Here is a 21,209-nt window from a genome sequence, read left to right on the forward strand (position 1 = left end):
GTAATTATTATTTAAATATGGTTTTTTAAGTCATTATAAGATTTTTTAATGTTTGAAATTCTTTTTAGGGAATTAATGTTTTAATAGGGATTATATCCTAACTTTTAAAAGGGATGGGAGTACAATTAAAACTAAGGATTAGTTTAAGATTATGGTAAACCTTATAGTGATAACATGGCCATTCTGAAGGATACAGAGAGGGAACAGTTGAGGCAACTGGTAAAGGCTTGTCTCCTGGAAATTAGCAAGTTGAAGATTGAACTTAAAAAATGCCAGAAAGAATCATCTAAAATCATGATTGCCGAACATGTTAAACTTCAAGAGATGAATGTGGTCCAGGAGAAAAAACTTCAAAAAAGGGATGATGAAATCCGGAACCTGGCCAAACTATTAGAAGAAAGGGATCAACAAGTAGAAGACCTCCAGAAAGTTAAGGAAAGGTTCAAACTTTTAACCCAGAAGCCTAAAAAAGATTTAACATCCTTTCAGTCTAACATTTATCTGCTTCTTCCAGAAAAAGAGGATAACCTGGAAAACTTATTTGATTCTATCATTGATCTTGGTTTTAATGAACTGACACATCAGAACTTTGAACACGCCCTTCGGAACCTGGAAAGGAAAGGATACTTCCGTTCAAGGAACAATAATGGTACTGTTTTGTGGAAAAAGGTAGTGAAGGATTGAAATTCACTCATCTACATTATTTTTATATGGTAAGTCATTGCATGGTTTTCAATACCTTTAAAATGTTAACTGTGCTATTGATTAATTTTTCTCTTAAATCTGACCCATCATATCACAAACTATTTATATAACCTCTAACCCACTGATCATTTACATAAACAAATTGAGGTGATAATGTGGCACAATTAGGCGGACAAGGCCAACAAGTTTTAATTTTACCGGAAGGTACTAACAGATTTTTAGGACGAGACGCTCAAAGAATGAACATTTTAGCAGGAAAAGTTCTGGCAGAAACAGTAAGGACCACTTTAGGTCCTAAAGGAATGGACAAAATGCTCGTGGACGGTTTAGGAGACATAGTTGTAACCAACGACGGAGTAACCATCCTCAAAGAAATGGACATCGAACACCCTGCAGCTAAAATGCTAGTGGAAGTAGCCAAAACCCAGGAAGATGAAGTGGGAGACGGAACCACCACTGCAGTTATAATTGCAGGTGAACTCCTCAAAAAAGCAGAAAACCTGCTGGACCAGGACATCCACCCAACCATCGTGGCTATGGGATACAGACAAGCAGCTGAAAAAGCTCAGGAAATCTTAAGCGTCATAGCCATAGATGCAGAAGACAGGGACACCCTTATGAAAGTGGCAATGACAGCCATGACTGGTAAGGGAACTGAAAAAGCACGAGAACCACTGGCAGAACTGGTGGTCGGCGCAGTCAAACAGGTAGAAGATGAAGGGGAAATCGATAAAGACCACATCAAGATTGAGAAGAAAGATGGAGCAACTATCGACGCATCCCAACTCGTAAACGGAGTCATCATTGACAAAGAACCAGTACACCCTGGAATGCCCAAAAAAATAGAAGATGCAAAAATAGCTCTTTTAAACAGCGCTATAGAAGTTAAAGAAACCGAAGTAGATGCTGAAATCCGTATCACTGACCCTGCCCAGATGCAGGCCTTCATTGAACAGGAAGAACAGATGATCAAGGACATGGTGGAAAAAATCGACGATGTCGGAGCTAATGTACTATTCTGTCAGAAAGGAATCGATGACCTAGCTCAGCACTACCTGGCAAAAGCAGGAATCATGGCAGTGCGCAGAATCAAAAAATCAGACATGGAAAAATTAGCCCGAGCAACCGGTGCCACTGTGGTTACCAACATCGAAGATTTAACTCCTGATGATCTGGGATTAGCAGGATCTGTAGCTGGTAAAAAAATCTCCGGCGAAGAAATGATCTTCGTTGAAGAATGCAAAGACCCAAAATCAGTCACACTCCTAATCAGAGGCTCCACCGAACACGTGGTAGACGAAATCGAAAGAGCAGTTGAAGATGCCATCGGCGTAGTATCTGCTACAGTAGAAGATGGTAAAGTAGTCGCTGGTGGAGGAGCAGCTGAAATATCCATAGCCAAAGGATTAAAAGAATACGCTGACAGTATCAGTGGCCGTGAACAGCTAGCAGTCTCTGCATTTGCAGAAGCACTGGAAGTTGTACCAAAAACCCTGGCAGAAAACGCAGGACTGGACAGCATTGACGCCCTGGTAGATCTACGAGCAGCCCACGAAAAATCATTATACATGGGACTGGACGTATTCAAAGGTGAAGTAACCGACATGTACCGTGCCGGAGTTATTGAACCTCACAGAGTTAAAAAACAAGCAATCCAATCCGCAGCAGAAGCCGCCGAAATGATCCTAAGGATCGACGACGTCATTGCATCCACCGGTACAGGTAAAGAACCTGACATGGGTGGTATGGAAGGAATGGGCGGAATGCCTGGTGGAATGCCACCAATGATGTAAAGTCCCAGTGACTTTACACTTTTTCCTATTTTTTTTAGAATAAATTGATTCTGTTTTAGTAAAATCACTAATTTCATCGGGGTCCTGTCTTTTTTTAAGTAAAAATTCATTTAAATTGGAATTTTTATCAACGGGAAAGTTAATTAACCCCAAAAAAAAGTTGAATTTTGAACTTTAATTGCTTAATTTTACAGCAATTCGATTTGTAATTTGATTCAATTTGAAGATTATAAAAATATTTTTTAAGATCTAAAGATAAGTTATTAAACATCCTGAAAAGGTTTTTTAAAGAGGTTTTAAAAATGTTAGGACAAAAATCATCCCTCCAATCTGAAATAGATTTAGACCCAAGCACCGCCTTTGAAATGATCCAGAAAAATAAAGACAATCCTAACTTCATTCTGCTGGATGTTAGAACTCCTGCAGAGTATGATGAATCCCATATTGAAGGATCCATTCTAGTTAACTACCAATCACCAGATTTCAGTGATAAAGTCCAGGAACTGGATAAAAATAAAACCTATCTGGTTTACTGCCGCTCTGGAATGAGGAGTGCTGCCAGTGTTGATATAATGATGAAAATAGGTTTTATCAATGTATATAATATTGTTGGCGGAATAATGGGATGGGAAAACCGTGGACTGCCAGTAAAATAAATAAAATCAACCCACTATTTAAATTTCATTTGAATATTCTTAATGATCAAAATTAGTTTTAAATTATTTAAATCAGTTATAAAAAAGTTATAGTAACAATACAGTTAAAAACAATACAGTTATGTTAAATAACTAATAAAAAAAGGAAGTTGGAACCATTAATTGATTCCTTTTGACACTTTCCTTTGATTTTTATTTGAACCTATTTATTTTATCTAACGACCGAAGATATGTACTGCAGCAGTACCACCAGTACCACCAATGTTATGGGTCATACCAACTTCAATACCGTCGATCTGTCTTTTACCAGCGTCTCCACGGAGTTGCCATACCATTTCGGCAGCCTGGGCAATACCAGTAGCTCCTAATGGATGTCCACGGGCTTTAAGTCCGCCAGAAGGATTTACAGGGATTTTACCATCCCGCTGAGTTAAACCATCTTCTACTGCTGGTCCAGCTTGTCCTTTTTCTACAAATCCAAGGTCTTCAATGGCAAGGAGACCATTAATACTGAAACAGTCATGTACTTCCACTGCCTGAATATCCTTGGGTTGTAAACCTGCCATATCATAGGCACTTCGGGCGGCGTGTACAGAAGAATCAATGGTGGTTATGTCCCTGCGGTCATGAAGTGCAATGGTACCTGAAGCCTGGGCAGAAGCCTTTACATATATAGGAGTGTCGGTGTATTTGCGTGCATCTTCTGCAGGGCAAAGTATCACTGCGGCAGCACCATCAGTTACTGGAGAACAATCCAGAAGCCTTAAAGGATCAGCTACCATACTGGAATTTAAGACTTGATCCACAGTGATTTCCATTGGGAATTGGGCTAATGGATTTAAAGCTCCATTTTTATGGTTAACCACACTGAACATGGCTAACTGTTCTCTGGTGGTTCCATATTGGTACATGTGTCTTTTGGCGATCATTGCATAAAGTGAGGGGAACGTAACTCCTTGTTGGGCCTCCCATTCCTGGTCAGAAGCTGTGGCAATGGCAGGAGTAGGATCTACCACGTCAGTCATCTTTTCCACACCAGCAGAAATCACAACGTCATGGTAACCTGAGGCAACAGCCATTATTCCGCTTCTAAGGGCTAAACCACCAGATGCACAGGCTGCTTCCACCCTGGTGCAGGGCATGGGTGTTAACCCTGAATGGTCTGCTATGAGTGAAGCGATATGCTCCTGCTGTACAAATAATCCGGCAGTCATGTTTCCAACGAACATGGCTTCTATTTCTGCCCCTTCAATATCTGCATCAGCAACAGCCTTTAGCCCAGCTTCAGTAACCAGATCTCGAAAAGATATATCCCACAGTTCACCAAATTTAGTTTGTGAAACTCCAATAATTGCAACATCTCTCAATTTATATTCCTCCATTCATCCTGTGATATAGATTAGTTTTCTTGATTAACTTTAACTTAAACCAGCCATCCTTAATTTTCCTTTAAATTTAGTGTATATAGCGTAATCTACGTACGTTTTGTTCTGGATCATGTCCTGAACATTAGGGGCCAGTTCACGTTTTTCGTCTATTTCATCGGTAACTTCGATACTGAATGCGTCACTACCTGCTCCTGAACCATATGATGCTGCGAAAATACGTTCACCAGGTTGGGCAATGTCCAGTATGGCTGCTAAACCTAGAGGTGTTGCTCCGGAGTAGGTGTTACCAATATTAGGGGTTAAAAGTCCAGTTTTATACTGTTCTTCATTAAATCCAAGTTTTCGGGCAGCCCTTATGTAAAATTTACCATTGGGCTGGTGAAACACTGCATGATCATAATCTGAAGCCTCACTACCCATTTTATCGAACATTCCCTTAGCAGCTGATAAAACATGTTTGAAATAGGCAGGTTCGCCAGTAAAACGCCCTCCATGGCGGGGATATGGTTTGCCCTCCCTACGGTAGAAATCCGGAGTATCAGTAGTGAAACTGTAAGTATCTTCAAAATCTGCTACTGTGTTTTCAGAACCAATTATATATGCAGCTCCCCCTGCAGATGCAGTATATTCCAGTGCGTCACTGGGAGCTCCTTGAGCAGTATCTGCCCCGATAGCTAGCCCATACTCCACACTGCCAGAGTCAACCAGACCCATACATATCTGCATGCCTGCGGTTCCAGCTTTACATGCGAATTCTAGGTCTGCTGCGGTGAGGTCAGGACTGGCCTCCACAGCTTCAGCAACTATGGTTGCAGTTGGTTTCACTGCATAGGGATGTGATTCTGAGCCAACATATACAGCACCAATCTTTTTAGGGTCAATTTTTGCCCTTTTCATCGCATTACGCGCTGCTTCCACTGAAATAGTGGCGGTGTCTTCATCTGGGGCTGGTACTGATTTTTCATTAACCACCAGTCCTCGGGAAACTGCCTGGGCATTGTCTCCCCATACTTTTGCAATCTCTTCAACTTTTATCCGGTAAGAAGGTATGTAAACTCCATATCCTACAATTCCTGCCATTTTAAATCACAACCGTTTAGTTAATACATTTGATTCTTTTTTTATAATTTCATGTCAAAATTATTTATAGGCTTTTATATAGATTTTTCTATTGTAGTTAATCAGTTTATATTCTAATATCTCTTAGTTATCCTTCTGTATATTAAAAAGAATATTTGATAAAATATAGACAAAAACCAGTTAATATACTTATGTATGTTGTGGCTGGAGATATCAGTATTTTACAGTTATTCATTATGTCTTTATTATTTATAAGATATAAAACAATAAATTAAATTCAATGACATACAGGGATAAGCAAAAACTTAGGAAGAAAATATGGGGAGTTTTAGAAAGGAATGAACTTATAAGGACTTCTGAATCATGCTATGGGAGAATTCCAAATTTTAAAGGAGCTTCCCTGGCAGCATTCATATTGAAAAACACGTTTGAATGGGAAAATTCACAGACAATCTTCTCCAGTCCAGATTCAGCATTGAGAGAGGTGCGTGAACACGCTCTTGAAGATAAAAAGATACTCATAATGGCAACTCCCAAAATCATGAATGGATATATTTTGATAAATCCTAAAAAAGTTTCAGGGCGCGAAAAAATTGCTTCAACCATTAATGGTGCTTTGAAGATGGGTGAAAAAATCAAGAATTTTCCTCAAATTGACCTGGTAGTTGAGGGGTCTCTTGCAGTTGATCTTAAAGGAAATCGCCTTGGTAAAGGAAAAGGATTTGCAGACCAGGAAATATCACACCTATACAGTAAGAAAGCTATTGATGAAGATATACCAATCTGCACTCCTGTACATCAGTTACAGATAGTTGATCAGGTTCCTGTTGAAAGTCATGATGAAAAGATCAGTATGATTGTCACCCCGGAAATGGTGGTAAGGACGGATTCAATTACAGAGATCTAAGCATCTATAATATTTCCATCAACATTTTAAGGTCCAACTTATTCACATCATCCATGGTTTTCATATTGTACTTTTCATATAGGCTGTTCCAATCCTGTTTCATCATAAATTCCTGAAATTCTCGGTTGTTTAAGGATTTTCCAACACCCTTCATATCCTCTAATTCAATTATACAACTTTTCAAAAGCTCCTCAGAGTCATCCAATTCTATGAGTTTGTTTAAAAAACCTTTATCATCAAGTAAATTATACTCAACTTCGATTCCATCATAAAAGAATTTTTTAAGCTTTTTTTGCTGGGAAACGAACCGATAGACAATTATCAGTTTTTCCTGAAGTTCTTCGATTTCCTTTTTTGTTAAATCCACTATTTTCACCGGCATCCTCAATTTGATTAAAGAAAGGATTTAATGATATTTTTGCAGTCAAGTCAATAATTCAAAGAGTCTTTTTTAATCATCTATTTAATGTTCTCCAGACGTTCACGGAATTCCTTACGATGGCGTCTTTCCTCATCCCTAATATGTTTAAGGACTCCTACCACCTCTTCATCATCAATAACCCCAATCTGATAGGTATATTTATCTATACCTTCAGATTCCATATCTATCTGCCTTTGGAGCATTTTTTCCAGACTTTCCCCTCCAAAATTAAGTTCTTTATGTTCCATGATTGGTTTTCCACCTCTTTTAGTTATAAGATCTGCCAACCACCACATGTGCCTCATTTCATCCACAGATATAGCTTCAGTAACCCGGCTAGGGTCACATTCTTCCATCACAAATGAATTAAACACATAGGTCATGGTGGTTTCCAGTTCAGCAACAAAGTCCTCATTTAACATGGCAATTATGTCTTGTTTATCCAATTTGATACCTCCGGATAGTGCAAACCATCTTTAATGAAAATACTATTATAAATCATTCATCAAATCACTGATATTCTCCCGTTTACGATAAGCCATACCCTGAAAGACAGCCACCAGATCACGGGATTCATCATAGATGTCCACAGTATAACTAGCTATTCTACCGCCGCTGGATAGTTCGCGGGCTTCTGCAGTTAAAACCCCATTTTTAACCGCTTTCAGATAAGATATGTTGGCATTTATGGCCACAGTAACTGTTCCATGGGAATTGGCAGCCAATGCAAAGGTGAAATCAGCCATGGTAAACAGAGCTCCCCCATGCACAGTACCCACGCCATTAAGATGAATATCGTTGACTTCCATTCTGGTGGTGGCTTTTCCCGGGGCGATATCCACAACTTCAATGTTGTTGTGAGCAGCGAAACGGTCATTTTCAAAGAATTCAAGGATTTTTTCCATTATAAAACCTAACCTTCTGTTTATAATATATTAATGGGATATTACTGACCTTTAAAAACCTTTGAATCTACTATTTACATGTTCTAATTATAACATTTTATGATTTTAAGGTGTGCATTGAGAAAGTACCTTGAATAATTAAACACAAAAAGGATATCAAGAGTCAAAATATTCCCATGTAAGGGATAGTATGCCAACCTAATAAAATATCAAATCAAGAATCCCAGCTGATGGTTCATAAAAAGGAGCAAAACTATGAAAGCCATGTTACTTCGTGTTGGAATTGATAAATCCAGTGACGGAATCCTGTCCCCTATCTTCCCAGATGGAACCTTTGAATACATCCCTCTATCAGAAAAAGATGATGGTTCAAACGAAATAAGAACCTACCATGACCTACTTGGTCACAAAGGAAAACCACTCTCCACCTACCTTCCAACTAAATTAGCTAATCGTAAAGTACACCTTGATCCAGAGTTTACCACCTTCACTTATGGAGATACAGGTAGGAAAGCCAATTACCTAAGTAAACTTAACCAGGGAGATTTGTTAGTGTTCTATGCTGGTTTAACACCTTATAAAGATGCAGGATATCCTGAAGCACTTTATATTATGGGTTACTTCACAGTCAAGAAGATTTGGGCTAAGATCGATGAACCGAGGGGAACTGGTTCTGTTAGAATCATACGTAAAAAATACCCCAACAACTCCCATCCTAAACGAGTTGATATCAGGGACATGGTACTGGTTGTAGGAGACCCTGGAAAAAGTAAATTACTTGAAAAAGGCATTTTAATCAGTCAAAAGAAAATAAATAAAATTGGTAGAAGATATCATGCAGTTTCGCCTCAAATGGAAGAATTGCTGGGAATAAAAGGTTCCATACAGCGGAGTATACCACCTCGCTTTATAGAGGAAGAGCATAATATTGGAAACCTTAAGAAATTATTGGGATTAACCGTATGATTAGGGAATTAACTGCAGGATTAAGGAATTAACCATATGATTAGGGAATTAACTGCAGGATTAAGGAATTAGCCATATGATTAGGGAATTAGCCAAGTATTAAATTTCTAGATTTTAAATAATCAGATCCAATAAGTTAAAAACGACAACTTTTCTGACCGGTTTTTTCCATGTACTGTTGATGGTACTCTTCTGCCTTCCAAAAGTGGGGTGCTGGCAGAATTTCTGTTACAATCTTCCCAGGGTAACGTCCAGACGAATCCAGGTTCTTTTTACTTTCATGGGCCAATTTCCCCTGCTCAGGAGTATGATAAAATATAACCGACCGATATTGTGCACCTACATCCGGACCTTGCCGGTTTCGGGTGGTGGGATCATGAATATTCCAGAAAAAATCCAGTAAATCAGAGTAAGAAATGATAGTAGGATTATAAGTCACTTCAACTACTTCAGCATGGCCTGTAACCCCAGTACAGACATCTTGATATGAAGGTTGCTCAAAATTTCCCCCAGCATAACCCACCGCAGTTTCAACCACTCCATCCAGTTTTCTGAATGCATCTTCAACTCCCCAGAAACAACCCGCCCCAAATGTGGCTTTCTCCACCTTTTCATTATCCATGAACCCCACCTCTTTTTAAAATCATGTATTCATCCTACTTTTTCCATAATCTGGTTTCTATAATTTAATCTAATTTCTATATATTTTATCACTCAATGAAGACAAATACTTTAAATAATTATGTTTAAGTGAAGAAATAACTTTTTGGTAGTTATTCATGTTTATTTCCCCCAAAAGATATGCCTTAATTGTGGCAATTTTAACCTCATTTTTAACTCCATTTGTGGCTTCATCCATCAACATAGCCCTGCCTTCAATTGGAACTGAATTTACATCTACAGCCATACTTTTAGGATGGGTGCCAACTGCATATCTCCTGGCACTGGCGGTTTGCCTGGTACCATTCGGTAGAATAGCAGATATTTATGGGAGAAAAAGGATTTTCACCTATGGAATAATCATGTTCACCATAGCATCATTTCTGGCTACTTTGTCCTCTTCAGTGGAAATGCTCATTGTATTTCGGGTTTTGCAGGGTGCAAGCAGTGCCATGATATTTGGAAATCTGTTTGCCATCATTGCATCTATTTTTCCTTCTGGTGAACGGGGTAAAGCTCTGGGAATAACAATCACCGGAGCATTCCTGGGTCTGTTCCTGGGCCCAGTATTGGGGGGTTTTTTAACAGGTTATTTTGGTTGGAGAAGTATATTTCTTTTTAACGTACCCCTGGGAATTCTGGCCAGCGTTGCAGTGACCCGGCTTGAAGGTGAATGGATGGAAGCTAGCGGACAAAAATTTGATATTCCAGGAACAGTTCTTTTAGGAGGATCTCTGATAACTTTAATGTATGGAATATCAATTCTACCCAATACATGGGGGTTTTATTTTATTTTCATGGGATTAACTGGACTAATTTTGTTTTATTTTGTGGAAAACCGTATCAAAAGCCCGGTTCTGGATGTGAAGGTTTTTAATAACTGGAGTTTCACCCTTTACAACATAGCAGCCTTTATTAGTTACTGCTCTGCTGCACCCATAATATTCCTTCTCAGCCTGTATCTGCAATATGTTAAAGGACTGGATCCCCAGTGGGCCGGCATAGTACTCTCTGTACAACCAGTTATGATGACTATATTCTCACCGCTGGCCGGAAAATTATCAGATATCATTGAACCCAGAAAGGTAGCTGCCTTAGGAATGGTATTTAACACCATAGGGTGTGCATTATTTGCATTTCTGGGAGAAAATACAAGTACCATTACTATTGTGCTTGGTTTGGGCCTTCTTGGTTTAGGATTTGCTCTTTTTTCTTCACCAAACACCAATGCCATAATGAGCAGTGTGGAATCCCGTCTCTATGGAGTGGCATCCACCACCGTGACTACCATGCGCGTTCTGGGCCAGATGTCAGGCATGGGACTGGTGTTACTGGTTTTGGTTCTGGTAATGGGAAGTTCCACCATAAATCCAGTGGATTACTCTGATTTCATAAACAGTGTCAGCATATCTTTTACCATATTTTCAATTTTAAGCTTTATTGGGGCATTAGCTGCTCTAGCAGGTAGGAAAAAAGGTAAATAATAAGATGTTATCCTGGTATAAATTGTTGACATAAATTTGGGTTGACATAAATTTGGCAGGAAACTTATTTTTTCCCGTCACATTAACCCCCCCTTGACCAGGCCATATAAATAAAAATTTTAGCCACCATTGACATAAAAAGATACTATGCAGAATAAAAAAGTTGCCTCCATCCTCAGTCGTGTGGCTGATTATCTGGAGATGGATGGGGTTGACTTCCGCACCAAAGCCTACCGAAGGGCAGCCCACACCATAGAAACCCTGAGCGTGGACATCACAGACATATCTAGAGATGGGAAGTTAGAAGAACTTCCAGGAATAGGTAAACACATAGCTGTTAAGATCAAGGAGATACTGGACACCGGAAAACTACAGTACCTGGAAGACCTTGAAGATGAATATCCCCTTGATCTGAATGCCTTGATGTCAGTGGAGGGATTGGGTCCCAAGAAAATACAACTCCTTTTCCATGAATTGGGGATCATGACCCTTGATGACCTGGAAAAAGAGGCTAAACGCCATCATATTCGTAGATTGAAGGGTATGGGGGCGAAAACTGAGGCCAAAATTTTACAAAACCTGGAATTTGCCCGTAAAAGTACAGGAAGGCAGTTACTGGGAGAAGTGTTGCCATTGGCCCAGGAAATTGCAGGAAGAATCAGTGCCCTGGAAGGAATCCGGCAAGTGGAAATTGCCGGTTCCATCCGACGCAGAAAAGAAACAGTAGGAGATATTGACATACTCACGGTAACTGACCATCCGGATGAAGTCATGGATTTTTTCGCCCACATGGATCTGGTTGATGAGGTAATAGTCAAGGGACATTCCAAGTCAACGGTGAGATTGTATAATGGGATGGATGCAGATATAAGGGTTTTCAAAGAGGAAGATTTCGGTTCTGCACTGTTATATTTTACTGGTTCCCGTGAACTTAACATCCAACTGCGTAAAATTGCCATATCCAATAAAATGAAGCTCAATGAATACGGAGTTTTCCAGGGTGATGAACGGTTAGCCAGCAGGACAGAAAAGGATGTTTTCAAGGTTTTGGGACTGGATTACATTCCACCCGAACTCCGGGAAAACACCGGGGAAATAGAAGCTGCCCAGGAGGGAAAACTCCCTAAACTGGTTGGTTATGATGATATTAAGGGTGATCTTCATCTGCACACCAACTGGTCTGATGGAAAAAGTAGTATTAACCAAATGGCCAATGAAGCCATAGATCGGGGTTATGAATATCTGGCCATAACCGATCACACCAGCTTACCTGTGGCCAGAGGAATGGATGATAAACGATTAAAAAAACAGATAGTTGAAATTGACAAGATCAACAGTCAAATGGATAATATAGCTATATTAAAGGGTGTTGAGGTTAACCTAGATCCCCAGGGTAATCTGGATATATCAAAAGATGTTTTAGAAGAATTAGACATGGTTATAGCTGCAGTACACTATGATTTTCGTCAAGAACCAGGAAAAATGAATAAAAGAATTTTAAATGCCTTTGAAAATGAATATGTGGACATATTAGCCCATCCAACTGGACGCAAGCTTAAAGAAAGACAGGCATATGAATTAGACCTTGAACAATTGTTCCAGAAAGCCACAGAAACCGGAACCATCCTGGAAGTGAATTCATCACCTAAAAGACTGGATTTGAAGGATATACATGTTAAAATGGCAGTAGAACACGGTTGTCAGCTGGTGGTGAACACCGATGCCCATCATGTCCATGATCTTAAAAACATCCAGCTGGGTGTGGCCACTGCCCGCCGTGGTTGGGCTGAGAAAAAGGACATCATCAATACCCTTCCACTAAAAAAACTGTTAAAACTCTTAAATTAAGAAATTTAGCCATTAATCTCTGGTTTGATGGAGTAAAGATAATATTTTTGCTAAGGTAACCACATCTTCCCGGTTGTGTTGGATTATGGGTATTAATGGGCCGATATTACCAGTTTTATGGTAGGTGAGGTAAAATTCAGGTACTTGGCTGCTGGGAACATCATCGCAACGTTCCAAACCAAAAAGATGTTTTTCCAGTGTCTGTAATTTGCAATTAGGGAGTTGATCTTTCCACTGGCGCCTGGAAAAATGTAGAAGATCTAGGTGAAGACAGCTAATATTATTTTTCATACCAAAGTAGCGCATCCTGCTTTTGATGAATGGCACATCAAAGCTACGTCCATTAAAGGAAACGTACACCGTATCTTCACTCTTATGAGATAAAAAACTTTCCAATACTGCTTTTTCCTCTTTTAAATCCCTTAACAAATATTGATTAATAATTAAACCATTTTTAGACGCTTCTGCAACACCAATTAATATCAAAGGGACCTCTTTAAGGCCGAGGGTTTCAATGTCCATAAAAAGCATATTTTCTGTTCCAGCCATGGAAGATAAGACCAGGTTAAGCCTATGGGATGATGAATACCTGGAAGATATCCATTCTGATAAACTAGGAACATCTTCGGTTTCAACATTTTCCAGGAATTGGCAGGCACTTTTAGAATAAACAGGGTGTTTTTTTAGATCATCTAAGGATTGATATCCCTCACTTTTGAGTTTTCTTTCCTTGCACTCTCCGATTCCTTTTAATAATTTTAAATCATCTACTAAACATTGTTTAACATTAGTTTTTGTCAAAGTTTTTAGTTTTAACTTTTCTTGGGTGGTGAAACGGTAACACAACCCATAAGTAGTTTCTATTTCTTCCCCATTTTTCAAGTCTTCCAGTGATCTATCCTGATAGGTTTCCATAAGTTTTTCTTTAAGGGTTTTTGTGTTTTCCATATCATTGCTCATAAAGGATCTCCAAATTTGTTATCATAACATCTCCATAAAAAAGGTTCACTTTAAAATACTAACATTAAATCAATGATTATTTATGGTTTTAGGGTAATATATAGCTGTAATACAATAATTTGTTTAACATGGGAGTAAACGGAGGTATGAAAACTTGAAAAAATATCTATTTGTATTAGTTGTCCTCTCATTGGTGGTTATGGCTTCTGGTTGCACATCAAATCAGAATATCACCACCAAAAATTTCTCTGCAGGTGGAATGTCCTTCCAGTATCCAGATACATGGAATGCCACCACCCAGACAAATGAAAATGCTACACAGATAATAGTGGCCAGCCCGGACTTTATATCATCCAATGGTACTGAGGGTAGTGTGGTGTTAATCCTCAAAATTACTAATGCAAGCGCCAGTAACATGTCAGAAACCAGACAGGAGTTTGCAACCCAAGCCCAACAATCAGGTCAAAACTACACCAATGCCACCGTTAACATAGCTGGAATTAGTGCCAGTGACATAAGTTACGTTGGGAATGATACTCAGGGAAACACTGCCTATGCAAGACTGGTGGATTTCGAAAAGAACAACACCCTATACTTGCTCATGTTTGCCACTGGTGGTGGTGTAGATATAGAGACGGTTAAACCATACTTTGATGTCATTGTCAAAAGCTTCAAAGTACAGTAGAAGAAGGGATAACACATCCCCTTTTTATTTTTTTTAGGGTAAACCCGTGTTAGTAGTGTAATTATAGGGCGTATTAATAGTTTCAATTAGTTAAATTTTAGGGAATAGTGATGGTTAAATTTTAGGGAAATATTAGATTATTCATTCACACAACTGTTGGGGGTTAGAAATTGATTAAAACACTTATTTTATATGAAAGCAGGTATGGATCTACTGGGGAGGCGGCAGATATTATTTCACTTATCATGGGGCCTTCCCGCCACTATCCAGTGTCACGATTTGGTGATGCCTGCCGGGACTTTGATTTCATAGTGCTGGGTGCCCCCATATATAATGGTAAGATCCATAAAAAAATGGAATCATTCATTGAAAATGAACGTGAATGGTTGGATGAAAAAAAAATCGCCCTTTTCTGCACATGTTTGAATGGAGCAGAAGGACTCCATGTATTAAGAGAAATGGAAGATAATTTAGGAGATAATATTCTTGAACTGGGTGTTTTTGGTGGTCGTCTTGATATGAATCGTATGAAAGAGCGGGATTTCCAGGCTTTAACAAGATTTCTTTCCCGTGAAGGCCTACCACCCCAGGGAATGGATTTATTCAACAGGGAAGAGATTGTTCAATGGTCTTTACGTCTTAAAGATATTAGAGATGAATTATTAGACAAAGTTCCCATTCCAAAACTCCGGGAGGATGTTGAGAACTTCTTAAAACAGCATAACACCTGTACCCTGGCCACCAGTTCTCCTGGAAAGATAAGGGCCACACCACTGGAGTACATCTATATCCAGGGCCAGATTTACATTCTCAGTGAGGGTGGAGAGAAATTTGCCAACCTGCTTTTCAATTCCCATGTTTCAATGGCAGTTTATGAAGATTACACTGATATGAATAATCTTAGGGGAATGCAGATAACTGGTAGGGCTACCATTGTTGAAGATCTGGATGAATATCAGCAGGTCATCAAGAAGAAGGGTTTGACCATGGAGTTTGTCAGATCATTACCAGCAGATCTTCACATGATCAGGATGGACATGGAGAAGGTGGAATTTCTTAACTCTGATTACAAGAAACAGGGATATTCAGTTAGGCAAGTTTTGAAATTTTAGAACACCTACTAAAAAGTTTTAGAACATCTACCAAAAAGTTATTTTAATATTTTTTTTACCCAGGGAATTTCAGGAATATTTTTTCTAAACAGTTGAGAATTGCATCCAGCAAGAGTAATACCTATTATGTACTGTATATGAAATTGTTGGTTTTGGTTAAAAATCTGAGAAATTGGTTAAAATTAATCGTTGGGTATATACTGATTGATGGAAAAACACCCATCTTGACAATTAATGTGTGGAGGTATACAGAATTATGTGATTTTATTATTTTTTTTCTTAAGAAAATATTTTTTTAAAAAATTTTTATTTATTTGCAACGAATTTTTTATAAAAGAAAATCTATGAAAAGATGGTACTTTCATCAATCACACCTAAAAATTTCAGGGCATGTTTTTTGGTAGTTGTGTTTGAATCATTTTTGTATGTTTCATAAATGATTGCAGGGTTTCCTGATTCAATTAATGGATTTGTAAGATAATCTGGGCTGGATGTGATGGAAGGATAGTAGTAGTAAAGCCAGGGAATCTTATTTATCAGTTCCTTAGCAATGCCAATTGATTTATTTTCATAGGAAGGTGCAAATACGAATCTATTCACTGCATAACTACCATTACTGGAATGCACATCAACAGTTAACTGGTAACTGTTGTTGGTGATATCCGGAACCACATATTTATATGCAAGTAACTGTCCATTCATTCTCTCAGCAGGATAGTTATTCTCATAGATAGGGGCGTTAATTCTATACAAGTAATATTCCTTTTTAAGGTTTGCATCGTTTTCCCGGACCGATTCAATTATAGCTTCATGTGCGGCTGATTCACGAGGATGAACACCTACAACAAAGGCTACTGTAATATTAGAACTTGTATTCCCATAAGGTCCCTCTTTTATTACAGAAGAGTCATTAGTTTTTGCTAACGTTACGTTACGGGCCTTTGGTGCCATGGTGGAGTTGGTAGGAGAATCCCATGGTAACGATATCAATAGTGCGATGGCAATAAAAATAATGAGAACTACGGGTATGATTAAAAGGTTTTTCATAGGAAAATTTTTCTTATTCACTTTCAGATTTAAATTCTTGAAAGGTTCTAAGATTTTCCTGGAACTTTGCTGTGTCTTGTTGAGCTTTTTTGCTTTTTTGCTTTTTTTCCAAGGAATTTTCATGTTATACCACATATGAAAAACTGTTCAAAAGATCAGTTCATTGACTCTATAAATTTACATTTATTTATCTAGTATTAAAATGAGATGCATGGAAAAAAACCAAATGACACTATAATTATTTATTTTGTTCATCAGAACTTCATTTATTCAGTGGTTAATTAATCAAAATCTATAACCCAGTTAAGTATTAAATATATTAGCGTGTTTAGATGACTGCATGAATTTTCATTGAAGCTAAAAGGGGTTGAAAAACATAAAACACTTTAAATACACCATATTTCTTTTGGTAATTATAATTTTCATTGTTATTGGGGTTATTTATGGATTTAACCTGCAAAATGATAGTCCAAACACTTGCAACACTACACTGGAAACAGTTAATGTTTTGATTTACCAGGGAGAAGGTTCAACTACAGATAGTGTGAAAGGGTTAATATACTGCCTGGAACAGGCAGAAAAGGACAATTCTAATATTCAATTTAATTACACCACCACTACAGTGATTGATTCTGAAAATTTAGCCTATCAGGATGTTTTAATCATATCTGGAGGGGATATACGATATATTTTCAACAATCCATCCATAAATCCTGATGATATTAAAAAATTTGTAGAAGGAGGGAAAGGTTATATAGGCATCTGCGCAGGTGCATATGTTGCTTCTAATTATAATGGTGAATATGGTACTGGATGGGGAATCGCACCCAACATTGAGTGTAATTATACCAGTATTGATGATATGCAGCCCCTCACTATCACCAACTATGGTATTACCACTCTCAAATATTCAGATGGAGCCATCAATCCCTGCGAATTTACCCGTAATGATTCTGGAACCATCATTTTACCTTCATTTCCCCTGATTAACAGTCCAAGACTATACAAAAAAAGTAACTATACTTCGATTGCCGTTTACACTGAGAATGATACAATTATGTCCGGTTCTGCAGCAATCCTGGATGATACTTATGGTTCTGGACGGATAATACTATCCGGGCCTCATCCTGAACTTAGCCCAGCCAAACCAGGATTAGTTGCCAGGATGGTGTTATGGGTTTCTAAGAGAATTTAAGAAGTTTACTTTTTTTAAAATTAGTGAATTTTATATCAATATTCAGTGACTTCGTTTAACAGAACTTATATACTCAGGGGTCATTATAGATCTAACTTCGTTATAGAGTTGAATAACGAAGTAAATTAGAAATATAATTTCATGTTGAAATTTTAAAGAAAATGGCGAATTTCTACATCAATTGGATTATATTCTATGATCATTTAGATTATTTTCATTAGAAATGTACGTCAAAAATGAGAAAAATATTCAAGGCTTAATGATTTCTAATTAACGAGAAATTTTTTCACTGCTGACGAGTTATGTTAGATTTATGTCTTTTTTATAGTAAACGAAAATGATTTTTTAGCCTTTGAAATAGTTTTTGGGCCAATTCCTTTTATAGATTCTAATTTTTTCTCGTCTAGAGGACCCTGTTCGACTCTAAGTTTAATAATATTTTTTGCAATGCTCCTTTTTATTCCCAACATACTTTCAAGTTCATCTAGTGATGCTGAATTAATATTCAATTTGTCTTTCACAGGAGATTTCTCTAAATAACCCAGAATATCTCCGATTAATAGATATGTATGTAAAACTGCTTTGATTGATTCATATTTTGTAAGAGACGAATGGACTCCTTTTTGGGTTTTATTTAGTGTTAATTTGAGGTAGTTACCTATGAAATCCACATGGGTCTTTGCTAACTCCCTATCAGAATTACTTTCAATAGATTCATCCATAAAAACCCAAATACGGTTGATATATTGAGATTTTCCTAATGATCTACCATTTATTTTTTTATCAGTTGGAGGGTAAAGATTGTTCGCTAATTCTTCAATTAATCTTCTACAAGTAGTAAGAGCCTGTGACCATTCTTCAGGCTTATTAGTGTTAACTCGTTTAAATGCTAACATCAATCTTTCGGCCAATTCAGGATCTATATCCAATAGTTTATCATCTATTTCATTTTTTAATACATCAAAAGCCGTTTGGGGGATATCAGAAAAGGCAATTTGTTTATATAATTTGTTAGCTTTTTCATGAGCTTTTTTGCGAACATATGTAAGATTTTCTTGTAGACTAAATTTGTAATAAGTACCATCGTTTCCTTTTTTTGTTCTTACAAGGTCATTATATCTTTCTTCTACAAAACCTATATTTGAATATCCTCCTGTACTTTCATAAGATTTAACATTAAGTTCTTCATCAGTAAAATGCATTTCACGCTTTAAATTAAGTTTTTTAAGCTTTTTAACACTATTATTAAAATCTTCCAGTGTTTCCTTACTATGCTCACCACGTTCTTCTTTCTCTGTTTGCATTGCAAAAAGCGTTGATATCATTTTTTTCAATGGTTCAGTAAATTTTGGATTTCCAAGTTGAATCTCGCACCATATAAAAATGTCATTTTCATTTAAAATATCTGAAGCACGAGATAATTTTTGAATTCCCGTCAAAACACTACCTTTGTTTGATTCCAACTCATTTAATGCTTCTTTTAATATGTCTTTTGCTTCTTCAGTAGCTTTACTTGTCAAAAAATACCTCCCAAACAAAAAAACCATTATAATGGAAATTGTAGATTATTCTAATACCATTAATCTCCATCATTTTTACTTGAATCTTTAAAATAGAAATGTTTTCCAATCAAAAAATCTTTCAAAGAGTTAACTGACTCTTGATCTGTCAAATCAAGCCCATATAACTTTTTTTCATCAGGATAATAGTTTAAATGGATTTGTACTGCTTCTTGAATAAAAAATTTTAAGATATTTTCATATTCTGTTAAAGCCTCTTTTTCCCATTTTCCTAATTTTTCTGTTGGAACACTTTTTTCGATCCTTGTGGAAAACCAATACTCTCCTGCTCTTGATAAAAACTCAAAAGCCAATAAAAATATGACTAGAAAAATAAAAAAGTAGGGTGTAGTTTGATATCCTTGTAAAATAATATTACTTGCACTTAGGCCCCCAGCGGCAAGTACAACTAATATTTTAGACCAATAATTACCACTAGAAAATGGTGAGATATTTTGAAACATTTCCAGAAGTCGTTCTCTCCTTTGTTTAATATAATCTACTACTTTCCATTTTTCAGTAATACGATCTCTTTCTACTGAGAAAGCACGGTCAGTGGATAATACAGCCCCAATCATTGCCATGTTGTATTTTAGTTCAGTATCTGAGGCAGAATTTTTATATTCAAACAGTAAATCAATTGCTTTCTCACCTAATTTTCTATGACCTTCATTTTGAGATCTATGTGCAGGAATTGCTAAAATTAAAGGTATAGCTTCTGAAATTTCCAATTTCAAACAATCACCTGCCATATTGAGTTTCATACGTCATGTTTCCATCATTATCAATCTCAAAAACAATATTCCCTTTCCATCGTGTTGAAAAAACATTCTCACAATACTGCCGATATTTATTAGAAGCATCAGTACTTGGTTTTTTACCAACTGACACAACAGTGTATTCAGGATTCATTAATTTCACAGCAGGCTGATAATATCCACTATCTCTACCATGAGGGGAAGCTTTAAGAATTGTGACATCTTCTAATTCATCTGGATAAATATCTACTAAATGTTTCCAGGTTTTCTCCTCAGCATCACCACCAAGAACTATTTTATGGCCATTATTTTCAATAAGCAAAACATGGCTCATAATATTAGCCTTTTTTGTTTTATTTGCACTGTCTATTAAATCATCATTTGGAGCCAAAATTCTAATATTATCTTGATTCCAATAGTCTCTACAATCCCCTTCTTTAGGCCGAACGATGGTGGTAATTCCTTTTTTTCTTCTATTGAATCTCTTAATGATTTGTAAAGTTCCCAATCTACTACTTGAGATGAAGTTAATTTATTTAAATCTGGTTCAATATTGTTTTTTAATATCCAAACGTTCCAAACTGTTTTATCAGATAATAATGTATTCAGACCTGTCAAATGATCCATATGAGGATGTGTTGAAATAAATCTAAAAATATTGTCAAAAGATTGATCATCTAAATATTTTATTGGATCCTGGATATCAATATTATAACCTACATCTTTTAAAACAGCTTTTTGAGAATAAATTTCAAACAATGATTTAGATATAGATAATTCAGCGGTTAATTCATCTGCTGAACTTTTATCTATCTCAGAAGTTCTGTTTATGTCAACAATCGCAGTTCTTCCAGTATCAAGAAACTCAACAATACAACAATCCCCATGCCCCACATTTAAAAAATGAATTTTCAACATGTTATCACATGTCATTATTGTAATATTTTATTATATATACTTTCAACAATAATTATGATAAGAAACAAAATTCACGACATTAATAAACTTTTGACACATTTTTGTACTAAATGATGGGAAAACGTTTATTAAAAATACCAAATTCCAAGGGACCGATAACAG

Annotated in this window: 22 protein-coding genes; 10 read left to right on the forward strand and 12 right to left on the reverse strand. The window is 37.0% G+C overall.

Annotated features, from left to right (window positions below; genetic code table 11):
• The first annotated feature begins 174 nt into the window (after positions 1 to 174).
• The 3 genes from J2743_RS02560 (at position 175) to J2743_RS02570 (ending at position 3,154) form a co-directional block, all read left to right on the forward strand.
• Complete coding sequence (locus J2743_RS02560; protein ID WP_209624992.1) at positions 175 to 684, forward strand: hypothetical protein; 510 nt, start codon at positions 175 to 177, stop codon at positions 682 to 684.
• Between the two features lie 176 nt (positions 685 to 860).
• On the forward strand, positions 861 to 2,498 hold the full coding sequence (gene thsA / locus J2743_RS02565; protein WP_209624993.1) for a thermosome subunit alpha: 1,638 nt from the start codon (positions 861 to 863) through the stop codon (positions 2,496 to 2,498).
• 302 nt (positions 2,499 to 2,800) lie between these two features.
• Positions 2,801 to 3,154 carry a rhodanese-like domain-containing protein gene (locus tag J2743_RS02570; protein WP_209624994.1) on the forward strand — a complete coding sequence of 118 codons (354 nt, stop codon included), beginning with the start codon at positions 2,801 to 2,803 and terminating at the stop codon, positions 3,152 to 3,154.
• Between the two features lie 215 nt (positions 3,155 to 3,369).
• Here the strand turns inward: J2743_RS02570 and J2743_RS02575 are convergent, their stop codons facing one another.
• Together J2743_RS02575 and J2743_RS02580 are read right to left on the reverse strand one after the other, a co-directional pair.
• Positions 3,370 to 4,521: an acetyl-CoA acetyltransferase gene (locus tag J2743_RS02575; RefSeq protein ID WP_209624995.1), complete on the reverse strand. Its 1,152-nt coding sequence runs from the start codon at positions 4,519 to 4,521 to the stop codon at positions 3,370 to 3,372.
• A 51-nt stretch (positions 4,522 to 4,572) separates the two neighbouring features.
• Positions 4,573 to 5,622 carry a hydroxymethylglutaryl-CoA synthase gene (locus J2743_RS02580; RefSeq protein ID WP_209624996.1) on the reverse strand — a complete coding sequence of 350 codons (1,050 nt, stop codon included), beginning with the start codon at positions 5,620 to 5,622 and terminating at the stop codon, positions 4,573 to 4,575.
• 280 nt (positions 5,623 to 5,902) lie between these two features.
• On the opposite strand from J2743_RS02580, the gene J2743_RS02585 reads away from it, so the two are divergent.
• Positions 5,903 to 6,529 (forward strand): 5-formyltetrahydrofolate cyclo-ligase, encoded by a 627-nt coding sequence (locus J2743_RS02585; protein ID WP_209624997.1) that lies wholly within the window; start codon positions 5,903 to 5,905, stop codon positions 6,527 to 6,529.
• Positions 6,530 to 6,533: 4 nt separating this feature from the next.
• Here the strand turns inward: J2743_RS02585 and J2743_RS02590 are convergent, their stop codons facing one another.
• The 3 genes from J2743_RS02590 to J2743_RS02600 all read right to left on the reverse strand — a co-directional run bounded on the left by J2743_RS02590 (position 6,534) and on the right by J2743_RS02600 (position 7,855).
• Positions 6,534 to 6,896: a hypothetical protein gene (locus tag J2743_RS02590; protein WP_209624998.1), complete on the reverse strand. Its 363-nt coding sequence runs from the start codon at positions 6,894 to 6,896 to the stop codon at positions 6,534 to 6,536.
• A 92-nt stretch (positions 6,897 to 6,988) separates the two neighbouring features.
• Complete coding sequence (locus J2743_RS02595; protein WP_209624999.1) at positions 6,989 to 7,396, reverse strand: ferritin-like domain-containing protein; 408 nt, start codon at positions 7,394 to 7,396, stop codon at positions 6,989 to 6,991.
• A gap of 45 nt (positions 7,397 to 7,441) precedes the next feature.
• Positions 7,442 to 7,855 (reverse strand): PaaI family thioesterase, encoded by a 414-nt coding sequence (locus tag J2743_RS02600; protein WP_209625000.1) that lies wholly within the window; start codon positions 7,853 to 7,855, stop codon positions 7,442 to 7,444.
• A gap of 255 nt (positions 7,856 to 8,110) precedes the next feature.
• Between J2743_RS02600 and J2743_RS02605 the strand changes: the two genes are divergently transcribed.
• A complete protein-coding gene (locus J2743_RS02605; RefSeq protein WP_209625001.1) occupies positions 8,111 to 8,821 on the forward strand; it encodes an Nmad3 family putative nucleotide modification protein in 711 nt (236 codons plus the stop codon).
• A gap of 136 nt (positions 8,822 to 8,957) precedes the next feature.
• Here J2743_RS02605 and msrA read toward each other — a convergent pair whose 3' ends face one another.
• Positions 8,958 to 9,443, reverse strand: coding sequence for a peptide-methionine (S)-S-oxide reductase MsrA (gene msrA / locus J2743_RS02610; protein WP_209625002.1), 486 nt, complete (start codon positions 9,441 to 9,443; stop codon positions 8,958 to 8,960).
• A gap of 157 nt (positions 9,444 to 9,600) precedes the next feature.
• On the opposite strand from msrA, the gene J2743_RS02615 reads away from it, so the two are divergent.
• Both J2743_RS02615 and polX read left to right on the forward strand, forming a co-directional pair.
• The gene (locus J2743_RS02615; protein ID WP_209625003.1) at positions 9,601 to 10,965 is read left to right on the forward strand and encodes an MFS transporter; all 1,365 of its coding nucleotides are present in this window, start codon (positions 9,601 to 9,603) and stop codon (positions 10,963 to 10,965) included.
• A gap of 147 nt (positions 10,966 to 11,112) precedes the next feature.
• Complete coding sequence (gene polX, locus J2743_RS02620; RefSeq protein WP_209625004.1) at positions 11,113 to 12,813, forward strand: DNA polymerase/3'-5' exonuclease PolX; 1,701 nt, start codon at positions 11,113 to 11,115, stop codon at positions 12,811 to 12,813.
• 12 nt (positions 12,814 to 12,825) lie between these two features.
• Here the strand turns inward: polX and J2743_RS02625 are convergent, their stop codons facing one another.
• Positions 12,826 to 13,773, reverse strand: coding sequence for a ribonuclease H-like domain-containing protein (locus J2743_RS02625; protein WP_209625005.1), 948 nt, complete (start codon positions 13,771 to 13,773; stop codon positions 12,826 to 12,828).
• A 154-nt stretch (positions 13,774 to 13,927) separates the two neighbouring features.
• On the opposite strand from J2743_RS02625, the gene J2743_RS02630 reads away from it, so the two are divergent.
• Both J2743_RS02630 and J2743_RS02635 read left to right on the forward strand, forming a co-directional pair.
• Complete coding sequence (locus tag J2743_RS02630) at positions 13,928 to 14,458, forward strand: PsbP-related protein (RefSeq protein ID WP_209625006.1); 531 nt, start codon at positions 13,928 to 13,930, stop codon at positions 14,456 to 14,458.
• 170 nt (positions 14,459 to 14,628) lie between these two features.
• Positions 14,629 to 15,570 carry a flavodoxin domain-containing protein gene (locus tag J2743_RS02635; RefSeq protein ID WP_209625007.1) on the forward strand — a complete coding sequence of 314 codons (942 nt, stop codon included), beginning with the start codon at positions 14,629 to 14,631 and terminating at the stop codon, positions 15,568 to 15,570.
• Between the two features lie 342 nt (positions 15,571 to 15,912).
• Here J2743_RS02635 and J2743_RS02640 read toward each other — a convergent pair whose 3' ends face one another.
• On the reverse strand, positions 15,913 to 16,740 hold the full coding sequence (locus J2743_RS02640; RefSeq protein WP_209625008.1) for a hypothetical protein: 828 nt from the start codon (positions 16,738 to 16,740) through the stop codon (positions 15,913 to 15,915).
• Positions 16,741 to 16,984: 244 nt separating this feature from the next.
• Between J2743_RS02640 and J2743_RS02645 the strand changes: the two genes are divergently transcribed.
• Positions 16,985 to 17,812: a BPL-N domain-containing protein gene (locus J2743_RS02645; protein ID WP_245247967.1), complete on the forward strand. Its 828-nt coding sequence runs from the start codon at positions 16,985 to 16,987 to the stop codon at positions 17,810 to 17,812.
• A 311-nt stretch (positions 17,813 to 18,123) separates the two neighbouring features.
• Here J2743_RS02645 and J2743_RS02650 read toward each other — a convergent pair whose 3' ends face one another.
• From J2743_RS02650 to J2743_RS02665, 4 genes are read right to left on the reverse strand one after another with little or no spacing between them, the layout of a single operon-like run.
• Positions 18,124 to 19,332 carry a ComEA family DNA-binding protein gene (locus J2743_RS02650; RefSeq protein ID WP_209625009.1) on the reverse strand — a complete coding sequence of 403 codons (1,209 nt, stop codon included), beginning with the start codon at positions 19,330 to 19,332 and terminating at the stop codon, positions 18,124 to 18,126.
• Positions 19,333 to 19,391: 59 nt separating this feature from the next.
• Positions 19,392 to 20,108 (reverse strand): hypothetical protein, encoded by a 717-nt coding sequence (locus J2743_RS02655; RefSeq protein WP_209625010.1) that lies wholly within the window; start codon positions 20,106 to 20,108, stop codon positions 19,392 to 19,394.
• Between the two features lie 4 nt (positions 20,109 to 20,112).
• Positions 20,113 to 20,520 carry a ComEC/Rec2 family competence protein gene (locus tag J2743_RS02660; protein WP_209625011.1) on the reverse strand — a complete coding sequence of 136 codons (408 nt, stop codon included), beginning with the start codon at positions 20,518 to 20,520 and terminating at the stop codon, positions 20,113 to 20,115.
• Positions 20,499 to 21,047: a ComEC/Rec2 family competence protein gene (locus tag J2743_RS02665; RefSeq protein WP_209625012.1), complete on the reverse strand. Its 549-nt coding sequence runs from the start codon at positions 21,045 to 21,047 to the stop codon at positions 20,499 to 20,501. Before J2743_RS02665 ends, J2743_RS02660 begins: the two co-directional genes overlap by 22 nt.
• Positions 21,048 to 21,209: the final 162 nt, after the last annotated feature.

It is taken from the genome of Methanobacterium petrolearium, from assembly GCF_017873625.1.
GTDB classification, from domain to species: domain Archaea; phylum Methanobacteriota; class Methanobacteria; order Methanobacteriales; family Methanobacteriaceae; genus Methanobacterium; species Methanobacterium petrolearium.